The sequence below is a fragment of the Mycolicibacterium stellerae genome, assembly GCF_003719305.1.
Taxonomy (GTDB): domain Bacteria; phylum Actinomycetota; class Actinomycetes; order Mycobacteriales; family Mycobacteriaceae; genus Mycobacterium; species Mycobacterium stellerae.
In genome coordinates this window covers 71,434-91,033 of record NZ_RARC01000016.1, presented here as the reverse complement: position 1 = coordinate 91,033, position 19,600 = coordinate 71,434, and the positions used below count along the sequence as shown (strand labels likewise).

The following is a 19,600-nucleotide window of genomic DNA, read 5'->3' as shown; positions in this document are numbered from 1 at the left end:
TTGGGGGTTTTATGTTTCGTCGAACTTGTGCGGCGGCCTGTGCGGTCGCTGTGGCAGGAAGTGCGCTGGTCGGATTGACGGCCGGTACCGCAAACGCGGCGCCCGGTTGCCCCGACGTGCACTGGATGGGCGCCGCAGGCTCTGGCGAGCGGACCGAATACGACATGGCCGCCAACGGCGGCATGGGCAAGATCGTCTACGAGTCATACCAGGCTCTCCAGCAACAGCTGGCAGCCGAGGGTCGGACCATCACCGCCGAAGCGGTCAACTATCCGGCCAAGGACGTGCCCGCCGATGCCGGCATAGGGGACTGGCTCGAATACATGGGCAGTGTGGATGCCGGAACGAACGCCCTCGGTGCGCAGTACGCGGCGTTCACCGCGCAGTGCCCCGAGACCAAGGTGGTGCTGGCGGGCTACTCGCAGGGCGCGATGGCGGTGCACCGGAATCTGCTCGCCATCGGCGCCAATCCCAATCTCGCCGCAGCGCTGTTGATCGCAGATGGTGACCGGCACCCGAACGACACCACCGTCAACATCGGATCGGCGTCGACGGATCCGGAGAAGACGGGCGGTGCAGCGCAGGACTGGCCCATCTTGGCGCATGCCCCGGCGCTGCTGCCCGCCAATATCGGCGTTCGGACGATCAGCGTCTGCGACGCGGGCGACGCCGTCTGCGATTACGACCCCGACGCCGACGAGGTCTCAGCGACTGCGGTGGCGATTCACACGAGCTACACAGTCAGCGGCAGCAACGGGCAGATGTGGACGTGGATGGTCCATCAGCTGCTCGGTCCGTCGTCGACGCCCGCACCTGAGGTTCCCGACGGCGCCACCACCCTGTCGTAACTCGGCGTCAAACAGCGCCTGTTGGCGCTAATCTGACACGCAAACCGCGTCGAGCGAGGAGCGTGGCAAATGGTGTGGCGTTACATCAAAGCTCAGCTGATGGTTCTGCTGTGCGGCGGTCTCGTCGGTCCGATCTTTCTGGCCGTGTACTTCGCCACCGGCCAGCAGTCCCTACTGAAGTGGATGTTCTACGTCGGGCTGCTCATCACCGCCGCCGATGTGCTGATCGCATTGGCTCTCGCCAATTTCGGCGCGAAATCGGCGGCCAAGACCGCCGCCCTCGAGCAGAGTGGTGTGTTGGCGCTGGCCCAGATCACCGGAATGGGCGAGACGGGCACCCGCATCAACGACCAGCCGGTGGTGAAGCTGCAACTGCGCATAGAGGGTCCGGGAATCGCGCCATTCGACTCGCAGGACCGGGTCATCGCCAGCGTGACTCGGCTGGGCAACCTGACCAATCGCAAACTGGTGGTGTTGGTTGACCCGGCCACGCGGCAATATCAAATCGATTGGGAACGCAGCGCGTTGATCAACGGGCTGGTGCCTGCGACGTTCACGATCGCCGAAGACAACAGAACCTACGACCTCAGCGGTCAGACCGGTGCGCTGATCGAGATCCTGCAGATCCTCAAGGCGAACGGCATCGGCATGAAGAACATGATCGATCTGCGGTCCAATCCCGCTGCGCGTCAACAGGTACAGGCAATCGTCCGGCGAGCGGCCGCAGCGCAGCAGGCTCCCGCCGGACCGGGTCCGTCACCCGTGCCCGGCGTGCCGCCTCAGTATCCGGCGATGGCGACCGAGCCGTCCACGTCACAGCGGTTGCAGGAACTGGAGACCCTGCGCGCGACCGGTGTCGTCTCCGAAGAGGAGTACAACTCGAAACGGGCGCAGATCCTCTCCGATCTGTAACCCGTTCGGACATTGAGGGTCTAGTCCCATGACCGCGACTGAATCACCGACAGAGAAGTCGAGCGACAAGGTCAGCCTGCCCACTCTGACCGCCATGGTGGTCGGCTCGATGATCGGGTCGGGTGTGTTCCTGTTGCCGCGCCGCTTCGGCACCGAGACGGGCGTATTGGGCGCCATCATCGCGTGGACAATCGCCGGTGCCGGAATGTTGATGCTGGCCTTCGTCTTTCAGCGCCTGGCGATGCGTAAGCCCGATTTGGACGCCGGGATCTTCGCCTACGCCAAGGCGGGATTCGGGGACTACGCCGGGTTCAACTCGGCGATCGGGTACTGGGCATCGGCATGTGCGGGTAACACCTCCTACTGGGTGCTCATCACGGCGACGATGAGCGCGGTGGTGCCCGCACTCGGCGCGGGGGACACGGTGCTCGCCGTGATCGTTTCGCTGATCGGCGTCTGGCTGTTCTGCTATCTGGTGCTGCGTGGTGTCAAGGACGCCGCCGTCATCAACTACATCGTGACCGTAGCCAAGGTCGTGCCGATCCTGGTGTTCATCGTGATCGCGATCGTCGCCTTCAAGGCCGACGTCTTCGCCGAAAACTTCTGGGGCGGGGACGGATATTCGCTTTCCGCCATCTGGGATCAGGCGACGGGCACGATGCTGATCACGGTGTTCGTCTTCCTGGGAATCGAAGGGGCCAGCGTCTACTCCCGGATGGCCCGAAGGCGCGAGGATGTCGGCCGCGCGACGTTGATCGGATTCCTCAGTGTGCTCAGTGTTTTCGCGCTGGTGACGCTGGTGTCCTACGGCGTGATGCCGCAGGGCGAGTTGGCGGGGGTCAGTCAGCCTTCCATGGCCGCAGTGCTGGAATCCGTTGTGGGGCCGTGGGGATCGGTCTTCATTCGCGTCGGCGTGATCGTCTCGGTACTCGGCGCATACCTTGCCTGGACGCTGATGGCCGCCGAGGTGCTCTACATTCCCGCGACCACCGACGACATGCCGAAGTTCCTGGCCCGCACCAACCGCCACGGCGCACCCATGCCTGCCTTGGTGATGGCGGCCTGCCTGATCTCTCTGTTGCTCGTCGCGCTGCTGTTTGCCGGGGATGCGCTCGACTTCATGCTCGATCTGACCGCGGCCCTGTCACTGATTCCCTACCTCCTTGCCGCGGCCTATGCGCTCAAGCTGACCGCCACCCGCGAAACCTACGGCGAGGGCAAGTCGGTCGTCGCCGACATGGTGGTAGCCGCCGTGGCAACCGTGTACACGCTGTTTCTGATCTATGCCGCGGGTGTGGACAAGCTGCTTCTGTCGTGCATCTTGTATGCGCCTGCCGCCGCGTTGTATTTCAAGGCCCGCCGCGAGCGGGGGCTTCGGGTGTTCACGCCCGCCGAGGCGGTGCTGTTCGGAGTGATTCTCCTCGGCGCCGTCGCGGGTGTGGTGTCCTTGGCAACAGGGGCGATTGAGATCTAGTAGCCCACCGCGCGAGAGGAACTCAGGTGACGAATACGTCCGCCGACTACGGTGTGCATTCCGAGGTCGGCAAGCTGCGCAAGGTACTGGTGTGCTCTCCGGGCCTGGCACACGAACGACTCACGCCGACCAACTGCGACGACCTGTTGTTCGACGACGTGCTGTGGGTGCAGAACGCACGCCGTGACCACTTCGACTTCATGGACAAGATGCGCGACCGTGACGTCGAGGTCGTAGAGCTGCACAACCTGCTGACCGAGACAATGGAGATCCCCGAGGCCAAGACCTGGTTGCTGGACCGCAAGATCGTCGCCAACGAGGTCGGCTTGGGGCTGGTCGACGACACCCGAGGGTTCCTGGACTCGTTGCAGCCGCGGCGGCTCTCCGAGCTGCTGATCGGCGGAATGTCCACGCGCGACCTGCCCGCCGGGATCCAGTCGGGCTACCGGGCGCTGGCGCGCGAGGACACCGGGGTCACCGAGTATCTGATGCCGCCGCTGCCGAACACGCTCTATACCCGTGACACCACGTGCTGGATCTACGGCGGCCTCACGCTCAACCCGCTTTTCTGGCCCGCCCGGCATGACGAGACGTTGCTGATGAAGGCGATCTACGAATTTCACCCCGAGTACGTCGGATCGACGGTGTGGTGGGGAGACCCCGAAAAAAGCTGGGGGCTAGCCACATTGGAGGGTGGTGACGTGTTGATCCCCGGCAACGGGGTGGTGCTGATCGGCATGAGCGAGCGGTCGTCGCGCCAGGCCATCACCCAGGTAGCCGCCGAGCTGTTCCGGCAGGGTGCCGCCGAGAAGGTGATCGTCGCCGGAATGCCGAAGCTTCGCGCGGCCATGCACCTGGACACCGTGTTCACCTTCGCCGACCGCGATGTCGTCACCATTTATCCCGAGATCGTCGACAGCATCGCGTCGTTCACGTTGGTGCCCGGCGACTCCACCATCGGTGTTGACGTGATCGAGGAGACGAAGCCGTTCGTGGAGGTGGTTGCAGCGGCGTTGGAGCTGCCGGAATTGAGGGTGGTGGAGACGGGTGGCAGCAAGTACGACTACGAGCGCCAGCAATGGGACAGCGGCAACAACCTCGTCGCCGTCGAACCCGGAGTGGTGTTCGCCTACGACCGCAACACCCACACCAACTCGCTGCTGCGCAAGGCGGGGGTCGAGGTCATCACCATCGTCGGGGCGGAACTCGGCCGAGGTCGCGGCGGCGGCCACTGCATGACCTGCCCGATTATCCGCGACCCAATCTAGAACACGTTCCAGTTCGGCTGTTAGCCTGACTCCGGTGCTTGCCCGCGTTGGCGAGCCGGCGAAGGGAGAAGCGGTGACGGCATCTGGCGGCCCTCTTGAAGGGCGAGTGGCATTCATCACCGGGGCCGCCCGCGGTCAGGGCCGGGCCCACGCGATCCGGCTGGCCAACGACGGCGCCGACATCATCGCCATCGACATTTGCCGACCGGTCTCCGACAGCATCACCTATCCGCTGGGCTCTTCCGATGAGCTCGCGGAGACGGTGCAAGCCGTGGAGGCCACCGGCCGCAAGGTGCTTTCCCGCGAGGTGGATATCCGCGATCTGGACGCGCTTGCGAAAGTGGTTGCCGACGGCATCGAGCAGTTCGGTCGCCTGGACATCCTGGTCGCCAACGCAGGCGTGTTGAGCTGGGGACGGCTGTTCGAGATGTCGGAGGAACAGTGGGACACCGTCATCGACATCAACCTGAGCGGCACCTGGAAGACGATCCGCGCCGTAGTGCCCGCGATGATCGAGGCCGGTAACGGCGGCTCGATCGTCATCGTCAGCTCGTCGGCCGGCCTGAAGGCCACCCCCGGCAACGGCCACTACTCGGCGTCCAAGCACGGGCTCGTTGCGCTCACCAACGCGCTGGCGATCGAGGTGGGCGAGTTCGGGATTCGGGTGAACTCCATCCACCCCTACTCCATCGAGACGCCGATGGTGGAGAAGAAGGCGATGATGGACCTCTTCACCAAGTTCCCGCAGTACGTGCACAGCTTCTCGCCGATGCCCTACCAGCCGGTCAACCACCAGGGCAAGAAGGGCCTGATGGAATTCATGATGCCCGAAGAGGTTTCGGACGTGGTCGCGTGGCTCGCCAGCGACGGATCGGCGACGATCTCGGGCAGCCAGATCGCCGTCGACCGCGGCACGGCGAAGTACTAACCGGGTAGAACCAGAACCGGCACCGGGCTGTGCCGGATGATCTTGGCCCCGTGCGAGCCGAGGAAGACGGTCTTCAGGCTGCGGCGCGACGACGTGCCGAGAGCGAGTAGCTCACCGTCACCCCACTCGGTGGCGTCAAGCGCCTCAGCCCAGCCGTTGCCCGTAATCACCTGCAGCTCAACGTCATCACCGACAACGCCGTCCGCCTTCAGCTTCCCGAGCGTCTCGCTTAACTGCGCCGCCCACGCCGACAGCAGGGAATCCTCGGCATGTAGACCCACCTCGGGCGGGAACATCGTGCGTCCCCTGATCGCGTAGGCGACCACCCGCATCGTGACATCGAGTTCGTCGGTGAGCGTCTTTACCCGCTCGACGACTTTCACGGATTCGGGTGTGCCCGAATAGGCACACGTGACGCGGGTCAGCTTGCCGGACTTGGCACCCCGGTATCCACGCGGACTGATCGCCACCGGTATCGGTGAGGAGTGCAGAAGCCAGTCGGTGGTCGAGCCGAGCACCACCTGGCCGAGTGAGCCGTCAGACGACGATCCCGTCACGAGCACCGAAGCGCCGAGTTGTTCGGCCGCGTCGAGGAGCCCTTCGCCCGCGGTGCGACTCGCGAACTTGTGGAAGCTGACGTCGAGCCCCTTGGCGATCTGGTCGAGGGACCGCTGCGCCTCACGCTGGGAGTCGGAGCCCAATTGGTCTGCCCACGTTGCGTATTCGGCATCTATCCGGGCGGGGGACGGGGTGGTCCACGGCCTCGGAACGACGGTCGCGACGGCCAGCGAGGTGCTCAGCGTCTGCGCCGCCTCGACGGCCAGGTGCAACGCCGACCGACCGGCTTTGCCGGCGAGATAGCCGACGACAACGGTCATGGTGTGTCCTGAGGGTGACCGGTGGACAGCACGTCGTCGTCGCCGGGCACCGCGGTAGGAATGTAGCCGTCCCCGCCGTCGTTCAAGGCGCTGTGTCGTCGACTCCAGACCAGATAGAACAACAAGGCCGCGCCGACCCACAACGCGAACCACAGCCAGGTGTACCAGTGCAGGCCCCACAGCACCACGATGCATGCGGCGACTGAGAGGATCGGCGTGACGGGGTAACCGGGCACCTTGAATCCGCGGGTCAGATCGGGCTCGCGGACCCGAAGGATGATGACGCCGATCGATACGGTGATGAACGCGACCAGTGTGCCGATCGACACCATGTCCAGCAGGTAGTCCAGCGGAATGAAGCCCGCCAACAGGCCGGTCACGACCGCGACGATGATTGTGTTGTTGACCGGAGTCATGCTGCGCGGGTTGACCTTTGCAAACATCGACGGAAGCAGACCGTCGCGGCCCATCGCGAACAGGATGCGCGTCTGCCCGTACATGACCACCAGGGTCACCGAGAAGATGGAGATCACCGCCCCCGCGGCCAGGATCGTGCTCGCCCAAGTGCTCCCGGTGATGTTGTCGAGGATTATCGCGAGGCCTGCGGTGGCCTGCTCGTCCGACCCGAATTCCTCGGCGGGTTGAGCGCCAAGCCCGGCGAAGGCGACGAGGATGTACACGCTGGTCACGATGAGCAGCGCCGCGATGATCGCCCGCGGCATCGTGCGCTGCGGATCCTTCACTTCGTCGCCTGCGGTGGAGACGGCGTCGAGGCCGATGAACGAGAAGAAGATGGTACTGGCCGCCAGGGTGATGCCCCCGAACCCCGCATCCCAGAAGCCCGCGAAGTGGTCGGCGTTGTATGCGGTGAGCGCGAGGATGACGAACAACGCCAGCACGCCGAGCTTGATCATCACCATGACCGTGTTCACCGTGGCCGACTCGCTGGCGCCGCGGATCAGCAGCAACGCGCACAAGACGATCAGGATGACGGCGGGCAGGTTGACGATACCTGGGCTGCTGTCCCATGGCGCCGCCGATAATGCTTGGGGGATCTGGACGCCAAAAAGATTGTCCAGCAACTTGTTCAGGTAACCGCTCCAGCCGACCGCGACCGCCGAGATGGAGACGCCGTATTCCAGCAGCAGACACGCCGCGACGCCCATTGCGACGAACTCGCCCATCGTGGTGTAGGCGTACGAGTACGTCGAGCCCGAAACGGGAACTGCCGACGCCATTTCCGCATAACAGATGGCTGAAAGCCCTGCCGCGACGCCCGCGATGATGAACGAGACGATCACCGCGGGCCCGGCCTCCGGCACCGCAGAGGACAACACGAAGAAGATGCCGGTGCCGACGGTGGCACCGACACCGAACATCGTCAACTGGAACGTGCCGATACTTCGTTTCAGGTGATCTGAGGCACCGTGCGCAATCGGGGCGCCGATCACCGGTCGGCGCCGCAGCATCTGCTGGCCGAGGCTTTGCGATGGAGCGGTCATGGTGCGCCTCCTGTGCGGCTAGATCTCGGTAGGGGACAAGTGTGACCCGGATTCGGCCAGAACGTCGGCGAACTGATCGGTGGCCCAGTCGATCTCCTCGGCCGTGATCACGAGCGGGGGTGCGAAGCGCAACGTCGAGCCGTGGGTGTCCTTCACTAGAACACCGCGTTCGGCCAGGCGCAGGCTGATCTGCTTTCCGGTGCCGATGGCCGGGTCGATATCGACGCCCGCCCACAGGCCCATGCCGCGCACAGCGATCACCCCCTTACCGATCAGCGCACGAAGCCTGCCGTGCAGCCGGTCGCCGAGTTCGGCTGAGCGAGACTGGAAATCGCCACGACGCAGGATGTCCACGACGGTGGTGCCGATCGCAGCCGCCAGTGGATTGCCGCCGAACGTGGAGCCGTGCTCGCCGGGGTGCAGCACGCCCAGAACATCCTCGTTCGCCACTACCGCAGACACCGGCACGACGCCGCCGCCGAGGGCCTTGCCAAGCAAATAGATGTCGGGCACCACGCCCCAGTGGTCGCAGGCGAACGTGCGACCGGTACGGGCCAGTCCGGACTGGATCTCGTCGGCGATCATCAGCACGTTTCGTTCGGTGCACAGGGCGCGCACACGGGGCAGATAGTCGTCGGGCGGGACGATGATCCCTGCCTCACCCTGAATCGGCTCGATGAGCACCGCGACTGTGTTGTCGTCGATCGCTGCCGCCATCGCGTCGGCGTCGCCGAACGGTACCGACCGGAAGCCAGGAGTGTAGGGGCCGAAGCCGCGGCGCGCGCTGTCATCGTCGGAGAAGCTGATGATCGTCGTGGTGCGGCCGTGGAAGTTGTTCTGCGCCACCACGATATTGCCCTGCCCGGTCGGCACGCCCTTGACGTCGGTGCCCCACTTGCGGGCCACCTTGATGCCGCTTTCGACGGCCTCGGCGCCGCTGTTCATCGGCAGCACCATGTCCTTGCCACACAGTTCGGCCAGCGACCGGCAGAACGGCCCGAGCCGGTCGGAGTGGAAGGCCCGGCTGACCAGCGTCACGGTGTCGAGCTGAGCATGTGCGGTGGCGATGATCTCCGGGTTGCGGTGCCCGAAGTTCACGGCCGAATACGCAGCCAAGCAGTCCAGATAACGTCTGCCCTCGATGTCGGTGATCCACGCGCCTTCTGCGCTGGCCGCGACGATGGGCAGCGGGGAGTAGTTGTGCGCGGCGTAGCGATCGTCGATGGCGATCGCATCGGAAGTTGATGCCCCGGTCGTCCCCTGCCCTGCGGGCGTGGGCCCATCGCTCCTGCCCTCCGAAGTTGGCGTCACGACGTCAAGGATGGTCACGAGTACACCTCCAGCGTGCAGCATTTGATTGATCCGCCGCCCTTCAACAGCTCCGACAGGTCGACGCCGATCGGCACGAACCCGGCATCGGAGAGTTGCTCGGCGAAACCGGTTGCGGCCGCCGGGTGGACAACGTTGCGACCGTCGGAGACGGCGTTGAGCCCGAGCACGTAGGCATCGGGGGTGGCTACCTCGATGGCGTCGGGGAAGAGTTCGAGCAAGCGAGTGCGCGAGTCTTCGCTGAACGCCGGTGGGTAGTAGGCGATGGTGGTGCCGTCGAGCACCGCCAGTGCGGTGTCGAGGTGATAGAACCTCGGATCGACGAGTTCGAGGCTGACAAGAGGCATGCCGACGGCGGCAGCGATTTCGTCATGTGCGCGACGGTCGGTACGGAATCCGTAGCCCGCCAACACGATCGCGCCCGCGACGAGCAGATCGCCCTGCCCTTCGTTGACGTACCGCGTCTGGGCGGGCCGGAAGCCGTGGCGATCCATCCATTCGGCGTAGGCGGCGGCCTCGCCTGCGCGCTGCGGATACGCGAACTTGGCGACGACGGCCTTGCCGTTGACGAGGAGACCGCCGTTGGCTGCATACACCATGTCGGGCAGCCCGGCGACGGGCTCGACCAGTTCGACGGTGTGCCCCAATTCCTTATAGGTCTGGCGCAGACTCTCCCACTGGTTCATCGCCAGGTGGGTGTCCACGGGCGTGGAGGTGTCCATCCATGGGTTGATGGCGTATTCGACGGCGAAGAACGTCGGGGGCGTCATCGCGTAGTGGCGGATACGGGCGGATCGCTGCGCACATTTCTGGTCGGCGCCGGGGCGCCTCCGGGTTGCGGCGACATCGGATACCGGGGCCGCGAGCGCGGCGACATCTGAAATCGTCATGATCAAACGATATTTGCTCGCGATTTTGCAATCAATCGCCGTCCATTGCGTGTCTACCAGTGATCTATTGTGTCAGAATCGCAAACACGGCGATTTATTGCGTGGAGGTATGCATGGAGCGGTTGGACGAGACGGACGAGCGCATTCTCGCCGAGTTGGCGCAGGATGCCCGCGCGACTTACGCCGAGATCGGCCAGCGGGTGAGCCTGTCCGCACCTGCGGTGAAGCGGCGCGTCGACCGGATGCTCGACAGCGGCGTCATCCGCGGATTCACCACAGTCGTCGACCGAAATGCCCTGGGCTGGAACACCGAGGCCTATGTCCAGGTTTTCCGCCACGGCACCATCGCCCCTGACGAGTTGCGGAAGGCATGGATCAACATTCCCGAGGTGGTCAGCGCCGCGACCGTCACCGGCACTGCCGACGCGATTCTGCACGTCCTCGCCCACGACATGCGGCATCTGGAAGAGGCGCTCGAGCGAATCCGGTCGGCAGCCGATGTCGAACGCAGTGAGAGCATCGTGGTGCTGACGAACATGATCGACCGGATGCGTGGCTGAGGCCGCAACTGCAGGGTGGCGCACACAAGGCCCTAGGCCATCGTGTAGAAACCCCACGTGAGCACATCTGCGGGGATCGTCATCGTCGGAGGCGGGCTGGCCGCCGCCAGGACCGCCGAACAGCTGAGACGGTCCGAGTACGCCGGCGCCGTCACGATCCTCAGCGACGAGGACCACCTGCCATACGATCGGCCGCCGCTGTCCAAGGAGGTGTTGCGCGCCGAAGTGGACGACGTCACCCTCAAACCGGCGGAGTTCTACAAGGAGAACGACATCGCGCTGCGGCTCGGCAACGCGGTGCGATCAGTGGATGCCGCCGCGCAGACGGTGACGCTGGCCGATGGCAGCGGGGTGGCCTATGACGAGCTGATCATCGCGACCGGCCTGGTGCCAAGGACCATCCCGTCGTTCCCGGATCTGGAGGGTATCCGGGTGCTTCGCTCGCTCGACGAGAGCATCGCGCTGCGCCAGCACGCGGGTTCGGCGGGCCAGGCTGTCGTCGTCGGCGCCGGCTTCATTGGTTGTGAGGTTGCGGCCAGCCTGCGCGGCATGGGAGTGAATGTCGTTCTGGTGGAACCACAACCGACCCCGCTGGCGTCGGTTCTCGGCGAGCAGATCGGCGCTCTTGTGACCCGGCTGCATCAGGCCGAGGGGGTCGATGTGCGCTGCGGCGTCGGGGTGGACGAGGTAAGGGGCACCGACCATGTCGAGAAGGTCGTGCTTTCGGACGGGACCGAGCTCGACGCCGATCTGGTGGTTGTCGGGATCGGCTCGAAGCCGGCCACCGAGTGGCTCGAAGGTAGCGGTATCGCACTGGACAACGGCGTGGTCTGCGACGACGTCGGCCGAACCGCCACCCCGCACGTGTGGGCTATCGGCGATGTCGCATCATGGCGTCACCCCGTGGGACATCAAGTCCGCGTTGAACATTGGAGCAATGTCGCCGACCAGGCGCGGGTCATGGTGCCCGCAATGCTGGGCAAGGACATTCCTGCGACGGTCTCGGTGCCCTATTTCTGGAGCGACCAGTACGACGTCAAGATCCAGTGTCTCGGTGAACCGCAGGCCGACGACATCGTGCACGTGGTCGAGGACGACGGCCGAAAGTTCCTGGCCTTCTACGAACGCGACGGTGTGGTGGCGGGCGTCGTCGGCGGCGGGATGCCGGGCAAGGTGATGAAGGCGCGCAGCAAGATCGCCGGCGGTGCCCCGATCGCAGACGTGCTCGGCTAGTTTTAGCGATTTTGGCGCGCTCGCGTGCGCTCAGCGTCGATCAGCGCGCCGAAATCGCGGTCAGAGCTCGCCGAGGTAGAAGCGGCTGCCCTGGTCGTCGGTGCAAAGCGCGCTCCTGCCGTACGGCTGCCGCGACGGCTCCTCGATGACCGTTCCGCCCGCTGCCCGCACCCGGGCGACCGCGGCGTCGATGTCCTCGACGGTCCACATTGGCACCGTCGTCTGCTGCGCGTTGCCTCCCGCGACCCCCGCCATGGGGTGTGTCTGCTGCACCTGCCAACCGTCGGCGATACGGCCCTGCTCGAAGGTCCAGAATAACACGCGGCTGTAGAACGCCTTGAACGCCGTCGAGTCGGTCACCGCATATGTGATGTATGAAAGTTCGCCCGGTCCAGCGCCGTTGAGGTCAGGCCGCGGCTGGCCCGGGTTCGGCCGGAAAACGCCGAACGACGCCCCCTGCGGGTCGGTGGCCCCACTGAGCGTGCCGAAGTCGAACTGCTCGAGTTCGTCGACCGTTCCTCCACCGTCCACGATCGACTGCCGCGCGCCTGCGAGGTCGGCCACCGCATAGCAGCAGAAAAGCGTTGGCGGACCGTCGACCGAATAGATGCCGATGTGTCCCTTGGTGTTGGTGACCTGGTGGGTCTGCGGGTCGTAGGTCCAGCCGAGCACGGTGCCGTAGAACGCAGCGGCGCGGTCAGCATCGGGAGTCCACACGGAGACATAGCCGACGTCGCCGTGCTGGATCTCGATCGGCGCACCGGTGACCGGCCCGCTGAGCATCCACCGGTGTCCGAACGGGTCGAGAATGGTGGCGCCGCGGGACCCGTAGTTCTCATAGGCCTCCCGCTGCACGGCCGCCCCACGCTCTCGCGCGCGGTGCAGGGTGGCGTCGGTGTCGGCCACATGCAGCATCAGGCTCACCGAACTCGCCTGCGGATCAGGCGCTTTGAGGCCGAGCTCGGGATACTCGTCGGCCAGATAGAGCACGCCGTCGCCGATCTGCAACTCCGCGTGCCCGATGCGGCCGTCGTCCATCTCGTAGGGCTCGCCGACCAGCGATGCGCCGAACGTGTCGATGTACCAGGCGATGGCGTCGCGGGCGTTGGCGACGGAAAGATAGGGCAGCGCCGCGGGACGCGGGGGTGCGCTCGCCACCCCGCGCTCGGCGGTGGGTTCATTGAGTTCTGCGATGGCGGTATCTGTGCCGCTCATGTCGACTCCTTCTGTTCGATTCGGTTGGGCCGTAAAGAAATTCACAGCCGATTCCAGGCGCGCGCGCAGTCGAGCCGCGAACGCCGGATCGGGCTGGACCGGAAGCTCGTCGCCATGCAGCACGGTCAATGGATCGTGGCTGTTGTTCACGGGCGTCCTCCTTCCGGTTCTGGGTAGTGCGATCTGAAGGCCCGACGGGCCCGCACCAACAGGGCTTCTGTGGCGTGCACGGTGCGGCCGATCAGCTCGGCGCATTCACCCACGCTGCAGTCGTCCATGTAGCGCAGCGCGAGCACGGTGCGGTGCTGCTCGGGCAGCTTGGCCAGCACACTTTCGGCCACAATCCGATTCAGCTCGCTGTCCCACTCGTCGGCCGGGTCGACCGGTTCGGGCAGATCGGCCACCGGGATGGTGAACCGGTCAGACCGTCGCCGGTAGTGGTCGGCGAGTTTGTGTCGCGCCACGCCGATCAGCCACGGCACCGTGATCTGCGGCGGAACCTCTTTGCGCGCGGCGTCCATAGCCGCAAGAAAGGTTTCCGACGTCAGGTCTTCGGCGGCTCCGCGGTCACCGCAGCGTCGGACGAAATATCCGTACACCGTGGGCAGTGCCTCGTCGTACAGCGCTAACAGCGTCCGCGGAGCGTCGCCTGGCTCTGATTCGGCGCTCACACCCTTATCGTCGCCTCGAAGCGCCGAACTCCGACGCCGGAAACCAGAATTTCTTTTCGACGCGGTTTCAGGTCAGCGCGCGGAGCCCGTCGCTGACCGTGTCGAACGCGTCGTTCAGCGCCTGAGGCAGCGACACTGATTCGTCGGCCAGCCAATGTTCGTAGGCCGACAACGCCACCCCCAGCATCGTCCAGGCGACGGTCTGCGGCGCAAGATCGCTGTCCTTGACGCCGAGCCGTTGCGCCACGAACGCGGCAACCACCGCGCGCCACCCCGCGTACATCGTCATCGAATAGGCCTGGAGTTCGGCCGTCTGCAGGATGACCCGCATCCGTTGGCGATGCCTCGGTGTCTCGGATTCGTCAAAAGTGTTGAACGCCAACAGTGCCGTTCGCAGCGCGTCCCCGATCGGCACACTCGGATCGAGGTGCGCCAGTTGATCGCGCATGCGCTCGAGGTGTGCGTCGAAATCGCCCCATGGCAGTGCGCTCTTGGAGGGGTAGTAGCGGAACAGTGTGCGGCGCGCGATCCCCGCGGCGTGCGCAACGTCGTCGACGCTGACCGCGTCGAAGCCGCGGGCGACGAACAGATCGATCGCGACATTGCTCAGGTGGTCCCAGGTCGTCGAGCGACGCCGGCCCACCCGGTGCTCGGAACTCGACCGCATCGTCACCCCTGCCCTTCCATTCTGGCACTCGATGCCATATTCTTGCGATCTCGATCACAAATGTCGAGACCCGGTTGACGAAAGGTGGCAATCATGGAGCCGAATCAGCAGGTGGAGAACGAAGAGCTCGTTACGGAGACGCTGGTCGAAGAGGTGTCGATCGACGGGATGTGCGGGGTCTACTGACCATGACGTTCGATCCGGACGTCAGCTGGCGGCTGCACCACCAGGTGGCGGTGCGGCCTGAGCCGTTCGGCGCGCTGCTGTACCACTTCGGCACGCGCAAGCTGTCGTTCCTGAAGAACCGGACCATCGTCGAGGTGATCAACTCGCTGGGCGAACACCCCGACGTGAGGTCCGCCTGCCGGGCGGCAGGGGTCGACGACGCACAGCAGGGTCCGTATCTGCACGCGCTTGGCGTGCTTGCCGAGTCGAAGATGCTTGTAACGGGAGAAAACGCATGACCATGACAGATTCGGCGCCCGCGCCGGTGACAGCCTCGGCACGCGCGCCGGAAATCCAACCGGTGCCCCGCCTCGTCGAGCAGTTCGAGCACGGCCTCGATGCGCCGATCTGTCTGACGTGGGAGCTGACGTACGCGTGCAACCTGGCGTGCGTGCACTGCCTGTCGTCGTCGGGTAAGCGCGATCCGCGCGAGCTGTCCACCCAGCAGTGCAAGGACATCATCGACGAGCTCGAGCGGATGCAGGTGTTCTACGTCAACATCGGTGGCGGCGAACCGACTGTGCGGCCGGACTTCTGGGAGCTGGTCGACTACGCCACCGCTCACCATGTCGGGGTGAAGTTCTCCACCAACGGGGTGCGCATCACGCCCGAGGTGGCGACGAAGCTGGCCGCCAGCGACTACGTCGACGTGCAGATCTCCCTGGACGGGGCGACTGCCGACGTCAACGACGCCGTGCGCGGTGAGGGTTCGTTCGCGATGGCTGTGCGGGCACTGGAGAACCTGGCCGATGCTGGTTTCAAGGACGCGAAGATCTCTGTCGTGGTGACGCGCCACAATGTGGATCAGCTTGATGAATTCGCTGCGCTGGCAGCGCGTTACGGCGCCACGCTGCGGATAACCCGGCTGCGCCCGTCGGGCCGCGGCGCCGACGTATGGGATGACCTGCACCCCACCCAGGAGCAACAACGCCAGCTCTACGACTGGCTCGTCGCGCGCGGCGACGGCGTGCTCACCGGTGACTCGTTCTTCCACCTGTCCGGGCTCGGAGCGCCGGGGGCGCTCGCCGGCCTGAACCTGTGTGGGGCTGGCCGGGTGGTCTGTCTCATCGACCCCGTCGGCGATGTCTATGCATGCCCGTTCGCCATCCACGATCGGTTCCTTGCCGGAAACATTTTGTCCGACTCAGGTTTTGGGACGGGCTTCGCCAGCGTTTGGAAGAATGCACCGCTGTTTCGTGAGCTCCGCGAGCCGCAGTCGGCCGGAGCGTGCGGGAGCTGCGGTCACTATGACAGCTGCCGCGGTGGTTGCATGGCGGCCAAGTTCTTCACCGGTCTGCCGCTGGACGGACCGGATCCCGAATGTGTTGAAGGCTATGGTGTTCCGGCGTTGGAGAAAGAGCGGGTCAAGCCGAAGCCAAGCGGGGATCATTCGCGCGGGACAAGGCAGGGGCCGATCCCCCTCAAACTGCTGACCACCCCGCCCAGGCTCGATGTCGCCGCCGGAGCGGCTCCGTCGCGGCTGTGCAACGAGAGCCCTGTCTAGCCATGGCGCGCGACAAGTGGTTCGAGACGGTGGCGTTCGCCCAGCAGCGAGCGAAGAAGCGGCTGCCGAAGTCCGTCTACAGTGCCCTGCTGGCCGCCAGCGAGAAGGGCATCACCGTTGCCGACAACGTCGACGCGTTCGGTGAACTCGGATTCGCCCCGCACGTCATCGGCGCGATAGAGAAGCGAGATCTATCCACAACTATTATGGGACAGGAGATTTCGCTGCCCGTGGTGATTTCGCCGACGGGTGTGCAAGCGGTCCACCCGGACGGTGAGCTCGCCGTCGCTCGCGCTGCCGCGGCGAGGGGCACCGCGATGGGTCTGTCGTCGTTTGCGAGCAAACCCGTTGAGGACGTCGTCGCCGCCAACCCCAAGACGTTCTTCCAGATCTACTGGCTCGGCGGCAGGGATGCGATTGCCGCGCGGGTTGAACGCGCGAGGGCCGCGGGGGCCGTCGGCCTCATCGCCACCACCGACTGGAGCTTCGCGCACGGCCGCGATTGGGGCAGCCCGAAGATCCCCGAGCATATGGATCTGCGCACGACGGTGCGGATGCTTCCCGAGGGCCTGACCCGACCGCGGTGGTTCCTGCAGTGGGCGAAGACGCTGCGCCCGCCGAACCTGCGGGTGCCCAACCAGGCCGCCCTTGGCGAGCCGGGACCGCCGTTCTTCGCCGCGTACGGGGAATGGATGGCGACGCCACCGCCCACCTGGGAGGACATCGCCTGGCTGCGCGAGCTGTGGGGCGGGCCGTTCATGCTCAAGGGTGTGATGCGCATCGATGACGCGAAACGCGCTGTCGATGCCGGTGTTTCGGCGATTTCGGTGTCCAACCACGGCGGCAACAACCTGGACGGGACACCGGCGTCGATCCGGGCGCTGGCGCCTATCGCAGAGGCGGTGGGGGACCAGATCGAGGTGCTGCTCGACGGCGGCGTCCGGCGCGGCAGCGACGTGGTCAAGGCACTGGCTCTGGGCGCACGGGCCGTCATGATCGGCCGGGCCTATCTCTGGGGCCTGGCGGCGGAGGGCCAGGCCGGCGTCGAGAATGTGCTCGACGTCCTCCGTGGCGGCATCGACTCGGCGATGATGGGCCTCGGCCGCGCGTCGATACACGATCTCGTCGCCGGCGATGTGGTGGTGCCCGGGGACTTCGTCCGCGCGCTCGGTGTGCCCGCCGACGCGCGCCCCTGACGCGGACAACTCCACTACCAGCGTCATTGCTCGTGAAACATGCGTGGCAGGGGAGGCGGACGTGATTAGCCGACACCGTCTGGGGCAAATTCATGGAAAAAGAAATCTGCGCATGCGCGAACAACCGGCGCACAGCAGGTGAATTCGTCCTACCATCGGCAGGTGGCTTTCCCCAGCGAGCTTGGGAACTCAACGACGAGGCAGCTGCAAGGCATATCACCCGCGTTGTTAATCCCGGTAGGTTCCACCGAACAGCATGGACCTCACCTGCCGCTGGACACTGACACCAGGATCGCGGTTGCCGTCGCCGGTGGGGTTGCTGACCGCCTCGCGGACGCCGATCCAGATTCCGGATGGATGATTGCGCCGCCGATCGGCTACGGGGCCAGTGGCGAACATGAGAGCTTTTCCGGCACGGTGTCGATCGGCACCGCTGCCCTGCGGCTTTTGCTGGTCGAGTTCGGTCGGTCGGCCGCCAGCTGGACGAGGCGGCTGGTGTTCCTGAACGGACACGGCGGAAACGTGGAGGCCCTTGCCGCTGCAGCGGCGTTGCTGAGGTACGAGGGTCGCGACGCCGGGTGGTGTTCATGCGGTGTGCAGAACGCCGACGCCCACGCCGGACACACCGAAACGTCTGTATTGCTACATATTTCGCCTGGCGGGGTGCGGCTGGAGGAGATGGTCCCCGGAAATCGTGCACCGCTGGCCGATCTGCTTCCCGCGATGCGCAGCGGCGGGATGGCGGCCGTGAGCGAAGTGGGCGTCCTCGGTGATCCCACCACCGCCACCGCGGCCGACGGTGAACGGCTGTATGCCGAGATGGTCGACGGCTGCGCCCGTCGGATCGCGCGCTGGAAGCCCGACCGGAACGGGATGCTGACGTGAGTCAGCCGCGGCTGCCCGACGGGTTCGCGGTGCAGGTTGATCGCCGAGTGAAGGTGCTCGGCGAGGGCGCGGCTCTGCTGGGCGGTTCCCCCACCCGACTGCTGCGGCTGGCGCCCGCCGCGCAGACCATGCTGAACGGCGGCAGGCTCGAGGTGCACGATGCCCTCAGCGCACAGGTCGCCCGCACGCTGCTCGACGCCACCGTTGCCCACCCGAGGCCGGCCAGCGGACCGTCACACCGTGATGTCACTGTAGTTATCCCGGTGCGCGACAACGATTCTGGCGTTTACAGGTTGGTTTCGGCGTTGCGTGGCATGCGTGTGGTCGTGGTCGACGACGGGTCGGCGACTCCGCTCCAACAATCCGACTTCGATGGCATGCACTGCGACGTTGCGGTGTTGCGCCATCCCCGCAGCAAGGGACCCGCGGCAGCACGAAACACCGGCCTCGCTGTCTGCAAGACCGACTTCGTCGCGTTCCTCGACTCCGATGTGGTGCCGAGGCGCGGCTGGCTCGAAGCGCTGCTCGGTCACTTCTGCGATCCTGCAGTGGCGTTGGTGGCACCGCGAATTGTGAATCTGGCGCAACCGGACAGTTTGGTCGCCCGTTACGAGGCGGTGCGCTCGTCGCTGGACCTCGGACAGCGGGAGGCACCTGTCGTTCCCTACGGGACCGTCGCCTACGTGCCGAGTGCGGCGATCATCTGCCGGCGCTCCGTGCTGGAAGAGGTCGGTGGCTTCGACGAAACGATGAAGTGTGGTGAGGACGTCGATTTGTGCTGGCGGTTCGTTGAAGCCGGTGCGCGGTTGCGATATGAACCCATTGCGATGGTCGCCCACGAGCACCGCACCCAATTACGAGAATGGTTCGTGCGCAGGGCTTTTTACGGTCAGTCAGCGGCACCGCTTTCGGTTCGTCACCCGGGTAAGACCGCTCCGCTGGTGATCTCGGGGTGGACCTTGGTGGTGTGGATCCTGCTCGCGATGGGCTCCGCGGTCGGCTACCTCGCATCCATGGTGGTGGCCACGATCACCGGCCGTCGGATTGCCAATTCACTCGGCACGGTGGACACCGAACCGAAGGAGGTCGCGGCTGTCGCCGCGCACGGCCTCTGGTCGGGGGCCCTTCAGCTCGCGGCGGCGATCTGTCGTCACTACTGGCCCGTCGCCCTGGTGCTCGCTCTGCTCTCTCAGCGGTGCAGAAACATTGTGCTGGTGGCCGCGATCATCGACGGTGTTGTGGACTGGGTGAAGCGGCACGGTAATGCTGACGACGATACGAAGCCCGTCGGCCTGGTCAGCTACCTGCTGCTGAAGCGGTTGGACGATATCGCCTATGGGACGGGCCTGTGGACCGGAGTAGTTCGGGAACGGCACATCGGCGCCCTGAAGCCGCAGATCCGAACCTGAAGCAGC

Annotated in this window: 20 protein-coding genes; 13 read left to right on the top strand and 7 right to left on the bottom strand. The window is 65.4% G+C overall.

Annotated elements, in window-relative coordinates:
- The first annotated feature begins 11 nt into the window (after positions 1 to 11).
- From D6M19_RS19875 to D6M19_RS19855, 5 genes are all read left to right on the top strand, one after another.
- On the top strand, positions 12 to 848 hold the full coding sequence (locus D6M19_RS19875; protein WP_123026963.1) for a cutinase family protein: 837 nt from the start codon (positions 12 to 14) through the stop codon (positions 846 to 848).
- A 69-nt stretch (positions 849 to 917) separates the two neighbouring features.
- On the top strand, positions 918 to 1,760 hold the full coding sequence (locus tag D6M19_RS19870; protein WP_123026962.1) for an SHOCT domain-containing protein: 843 nt from the start codon (positions 918 to 920) through the stop codon (positions 1,758 to 1,760).
- Between the two features lie 28 nt (positions 1,761 to 1,788).
- The gene (locus D6M19_RS19865; RefSeq protein WP_123026961.1) at positions 1,789 to 3,234 is read left to right on the top strand and encodes a basic amino acid/polyamine antiporter; all 1,446 of its coding nucleotides are present in this window, start codon (positions 1,789 to 1,791) and stop codon (positions 3,232 to 3,234) included.
- Positions 3,235 to 3,260: 26 nt separating this feature from the next.
- Positions 3,261 to 4,502: an arginine deiminase gene (locus tag D6M19_RS19860; RefSeq protein WP_123026960.1), complete on the top strand. Its 1,242-nt coding sequence runs from the start codon at positions 3,261 to 3,263 to the stop codon at positions 4,500 to 4,502.
- A gap of 73 nt (positions 4,503 to 4,575) precedes the next feature.
- Positions 4,576 to 5,430 carry a mycofactocin-coupled SDR family oxidoreductase gene (locus tag D6M19_RS19855; protein ID WP_123027007.1) on the top strand — a complete coding sequence of 285 codons (855 nt, stop codon included), beginning with the start codon at positions 4,576 to 4,578 and terminating at the stop codon, positions 5,428 to 5,430.
- Here D6M19_RS19855 and D6M19_RS19850 read toward each other — a convergent pair.
- The 4 genes from D6M19_RS19850 to ddaH all read right to left on the bottom strand — a co-directional run bounded on the left by D6M19_RS19850 (position 5,427) and on the right by ddaH (position 10,029).
- Complete coding sequence (locus tag D6M19_RS19850) at positions 5,427 to 6,308, bottom strand: universal stress protein (RefSeq protein WP_123026959.1); 882 nt, start codon at positions 6,306 to 6,308, stop codon at positions 5,427 to 5,429. The genes D6M19_RS19855 and D6M19_RS19850 overlap by 4 nt on opposite strands.
- Positions 6,305 to 7,810, bottom strand: coding sequence for an amino acid permease (locus D6M19_RS19845; protein ID WP_123026958.1), 1,506 nt, complete (start codon positions 7,808 to 7,810; stop codon positions 6,305 to 6,307). The genes D6M19_RS19850 and D6M19_RS19845 overlap by 4 nt, the downstream gene beginning before the upstream one ends.
- Before the next feature lie 18 nt (positions 7,811 to 7,828).
- Positions 7,829 to 9,040 carry an ornithine--oxo-acid transaminase gene (gene rocD / locus D6M19_RS19840; protein ID WP_407665377.1) on the bottom strand — a complete coding sequence of 404 codons (1,212 nt, stop codon included), beginning with the start codon at positions 9,038 to 9,040 and terminating at the stop codon, positions 7,829 to 7,831.
- Between the two features lie 95 nt (positions 9,041 to 9,135).
- Positions 9,136 to 10,029 (bottom strand): dimethylargininase, encoded by an 894-nt coding sequence (ddaH, locus tag D6M19_RS19835; RefSeq protein WP_123026956.1) that lies wholly within the window; start codon positions 10,027 to 10,029, stop codon positions 9,136 to 9,138.
- A 113-nt stretch (positions 10,030 to 10,142) separates the two neighbouring features.
- Between ddaH and D6M19_RS19830 the strand changes: the two genes are divergently transcribed.
- Positions 10,143 to 10,589 (top strand): Rv2324 family transcriptional regulator, encoded by a 447-nt coding sequence (locus D6M19_RS19830; RefSeq protein ID WP_123026955.1) that lies wholly within the window; start codon positions 10,143 to 10,145, stop codon positions 10,587 to 10,589.
- A gap of 57 nt (positions 10,590 to 10,646) precedes the next feature.
- Positions 10,647 to 11,822: an NAD(P)/FAD-dependent oxidoreductase gene (locus D6M19_RS19825; protein ID WP_123026954.1), complete on the top strand. Its 1,176-nt coding sequence runs from the start codon at positions 10,647 to 10,649 to the stop codon at positions 11,820 to 11,822.
- A gap of 60 nt (positions 11,823 to 11,882) precedes the next feature.
- Here the strand turns inward: D6M19_RS19825 and D6M19_RS19820 are convergent, their stop codons facing one another.
- The 3 genes from D6M19_RS19820 to mftR all read right to left on the bottom strand — a co-directional run bounded on the left by D6M19_RS19820 (position 11,883) and on the right by mftR (position 14,375).
- Positions 11,883 to 13,187, bottom strand: a complete 1,305-nt coding sequence (locus D6M19_RS19820; protein WP_206428573.1) for a VOC family protein — start codon at positions 13,185 to 13,187, stop codon at positions 11,883 to 11,885.
- Complete coding sequence (locus tag D6M19_RS19815; RefSeq protein WP_123027006.1) at positions 13,184 to 13,708, bottom strand: RNA polymerase sigma factor; 525 nt, start codon at positions 13,706 to 13,708, stop codon at positions 13,184 to 13,186. The genes D6M19_RS19820 and D6M19_RS19815 overlap by 4 nt, the downstream gene beginning before the upstream one ends.
- A gap of 67 nt (positions 13,709 to 13,775) precedes the next feature.
- Positions 13,776 to 14,375 (bottom strand): mycofactocin system transcriptional regulator MftR, encoded by a 600-nt coding sequence (gene mftR, locus D6M19_RS19810; RefSeq protein WP_123027005.1) that lies wholly within the window; start codon positions 14,373 to 14,375, stop codon positions 13,776 to 13,778.
- A gap of 93 nt (positions 14,376 to 14,468) precedes the next feature.
- Here mftR and mftA point away from each other — a divergent pair, with 93 nt between their 5' ends.
- The 6 genes from mftA to mftF all read left to right on the top strand — a co-directional run bounded on the left by mftA (position 14,469) and on the right by mftF (position 19,594).
- A complete protein-coding gene (mftA, locus tag D6M19_RS19805) occupies positions 14,469 to 14,561 on the top strand; it encodes a mycofactocin precursor MftA (RefSeq protein WP_123026952.1) in 93 nt (30 codons plus the stop codon).
- A gap of 2 nt (positions 14,562 to 14,563) precedes the next feature.
- Positions 14,564 to 14,839 carry a mycofactocin biosynthesis chaperone MftB gene (gene mftB / locus D6M19_RS19800; protein ID WP_123026951.1) on the top strand — a complete coding sequence of 92 codons (276 nt, stop codon included), beginning with the start codon at positions 14,564 to 14,566 and terminating at the stop codon, positions 14,837 to 14,839.
- A gap of 2 nt (positions 14,840 to 14,841) precedes the next feature.
- Entirely contained in the window at positions 14,842 to 16,104 is a 1,263-nt protein-coding gene (mftC, locus tag D6M19_RS19795; RefSeq protein WP_123027004.1) for a mycofactocin radical SAM maturase, read from the top strand.
- 2 nt (positions 16,105 to 16,106) lie between these two features.
- On the top strand, positions 16,107 to 17,300 hold the full coding sequence (gene mftD, locus D6M19_RS19790; RefSeq protein ID WP_123026950.1) for a pre-mycofactocin synthase MftD: 1,194 nt from the start codon (positions 16,107 to 16,109) through the stop codon (positions 17,298 to 17,300).
- 138 nt (positions 17,301 to 17,438) lie between these two features.
- Positions 17,439 to 18,185: a mycofactocin biosynthesis peptidyl-dipeptidase MftE gene (gene mftE / locus D6M19_RS19785; RefSeq protein WP_123026949.1), complete on the top strand. Its 747-nt coding sequence runs from the start codon at positions 17,439 to 17,441 to the stop codon at positions 18,183 to 18,185.
- Entirely contained in the window at positions 18,182 to 19,594 is a 1,413-nt protein-coding gene (gene mftF, locus D6M19_RS19780; protein ID WP_123026948.1) for a mycofactocin biosynthesis glycosyltransferase MftF, read from the top strand. The genes mftE and mftF overlap by 4 nt, the downstream gene beginning before the upstream one ends.
- Positions 19,595 to 19,600: the final 6 nt, after the last annotated feature.

Excerpts from the sequence above, each read along its gene's own strand:
- D6M19_RS19875 (WP_123026963.1), top strand. The coding sequence starts at position 12 with ATGTTTCGTCGAACTTGTGCGGCGGCCTGTGCGGTCGCTGTGGCAGGA.
- D6M19_RS19870 (WP_123026962.1), top strand. The coding sequence starts at position 918 with ATGGTGTGGCGTTACATCAAAGCTCAGCTGATGGTTCTGCTGTGCGGC.
- D6M19_RS19865 (WP_123026961.1), top strand. The coding sequence starts at position 1,789 with ATGACCGCGACTGAATCACCGACAGAGAAGTCGAGCGACAAGGTCAGC.
- D6M19_RS19850 (WP_123026959.1), bottom strand. The coding sequence starts at position 6,308 with ATGACCGTTGTCGTCGGCTATCTCGCCGGCAAAGCCGGTCGGTCGGCG.
- D6M19_RS19845 (WP_123026958.1), bottom strand. The coding sequence starts at position 7,810 with ATGACCGCTCCATCGCAAAGCCTCGGCCAGCAGATGCTGCGGCGCCGA.
- ddaH (WP_123026956.1), bottom strand. The coding sequence starts at position 10,029 with ATGACGATTTCAGATGTCGCCGCGCTCGCGGCCCCGGTATCCGATGTC.
- D6M19_RS19830 (WP_123026955.1), top strand. The coding sequence starts at position 10,143 with ATGGAGCGGTTGGACGAGACGGACGAGCGCATTCTCGCCGAGTTGGCG.
- mftR (WP_123027005.1), bottom strand. The coding sequence starts at position 14,375 with ATGCGGTCGAGTTCCGAGCACCGGGTGGGCCGGCGTCGCTCGACGACC.
- mftA (WP_123026952.1), top strand. The coding sequence starts at position 14,469 with ATGGAGCCGAATCAGCAGGTGGAGAACGAAGAGCTCGTTACGGAGACG.
- mftB (WP_123026951.1), top strand. The coding sequence starts at position 14,564 with ATGACGTTCGATCCGGACGTCAGCTGGCGGCTGCACCACCAGGTGGCG.
- mftC (WP_123027004.1), top strand. The coding sequence starts at position 14,842 with ATGACAGATTCGGCGCCCGCGCCGGTGACAGCCTCGGCACGCGCGCCG.
- mftD (WP_123026950.1), top strand. The coding sequence starts at position 16,107 with ATGGCGCGCGACAAGTGGTTCGAGACGGTGGCGTTCGCCCAGCAGCGA.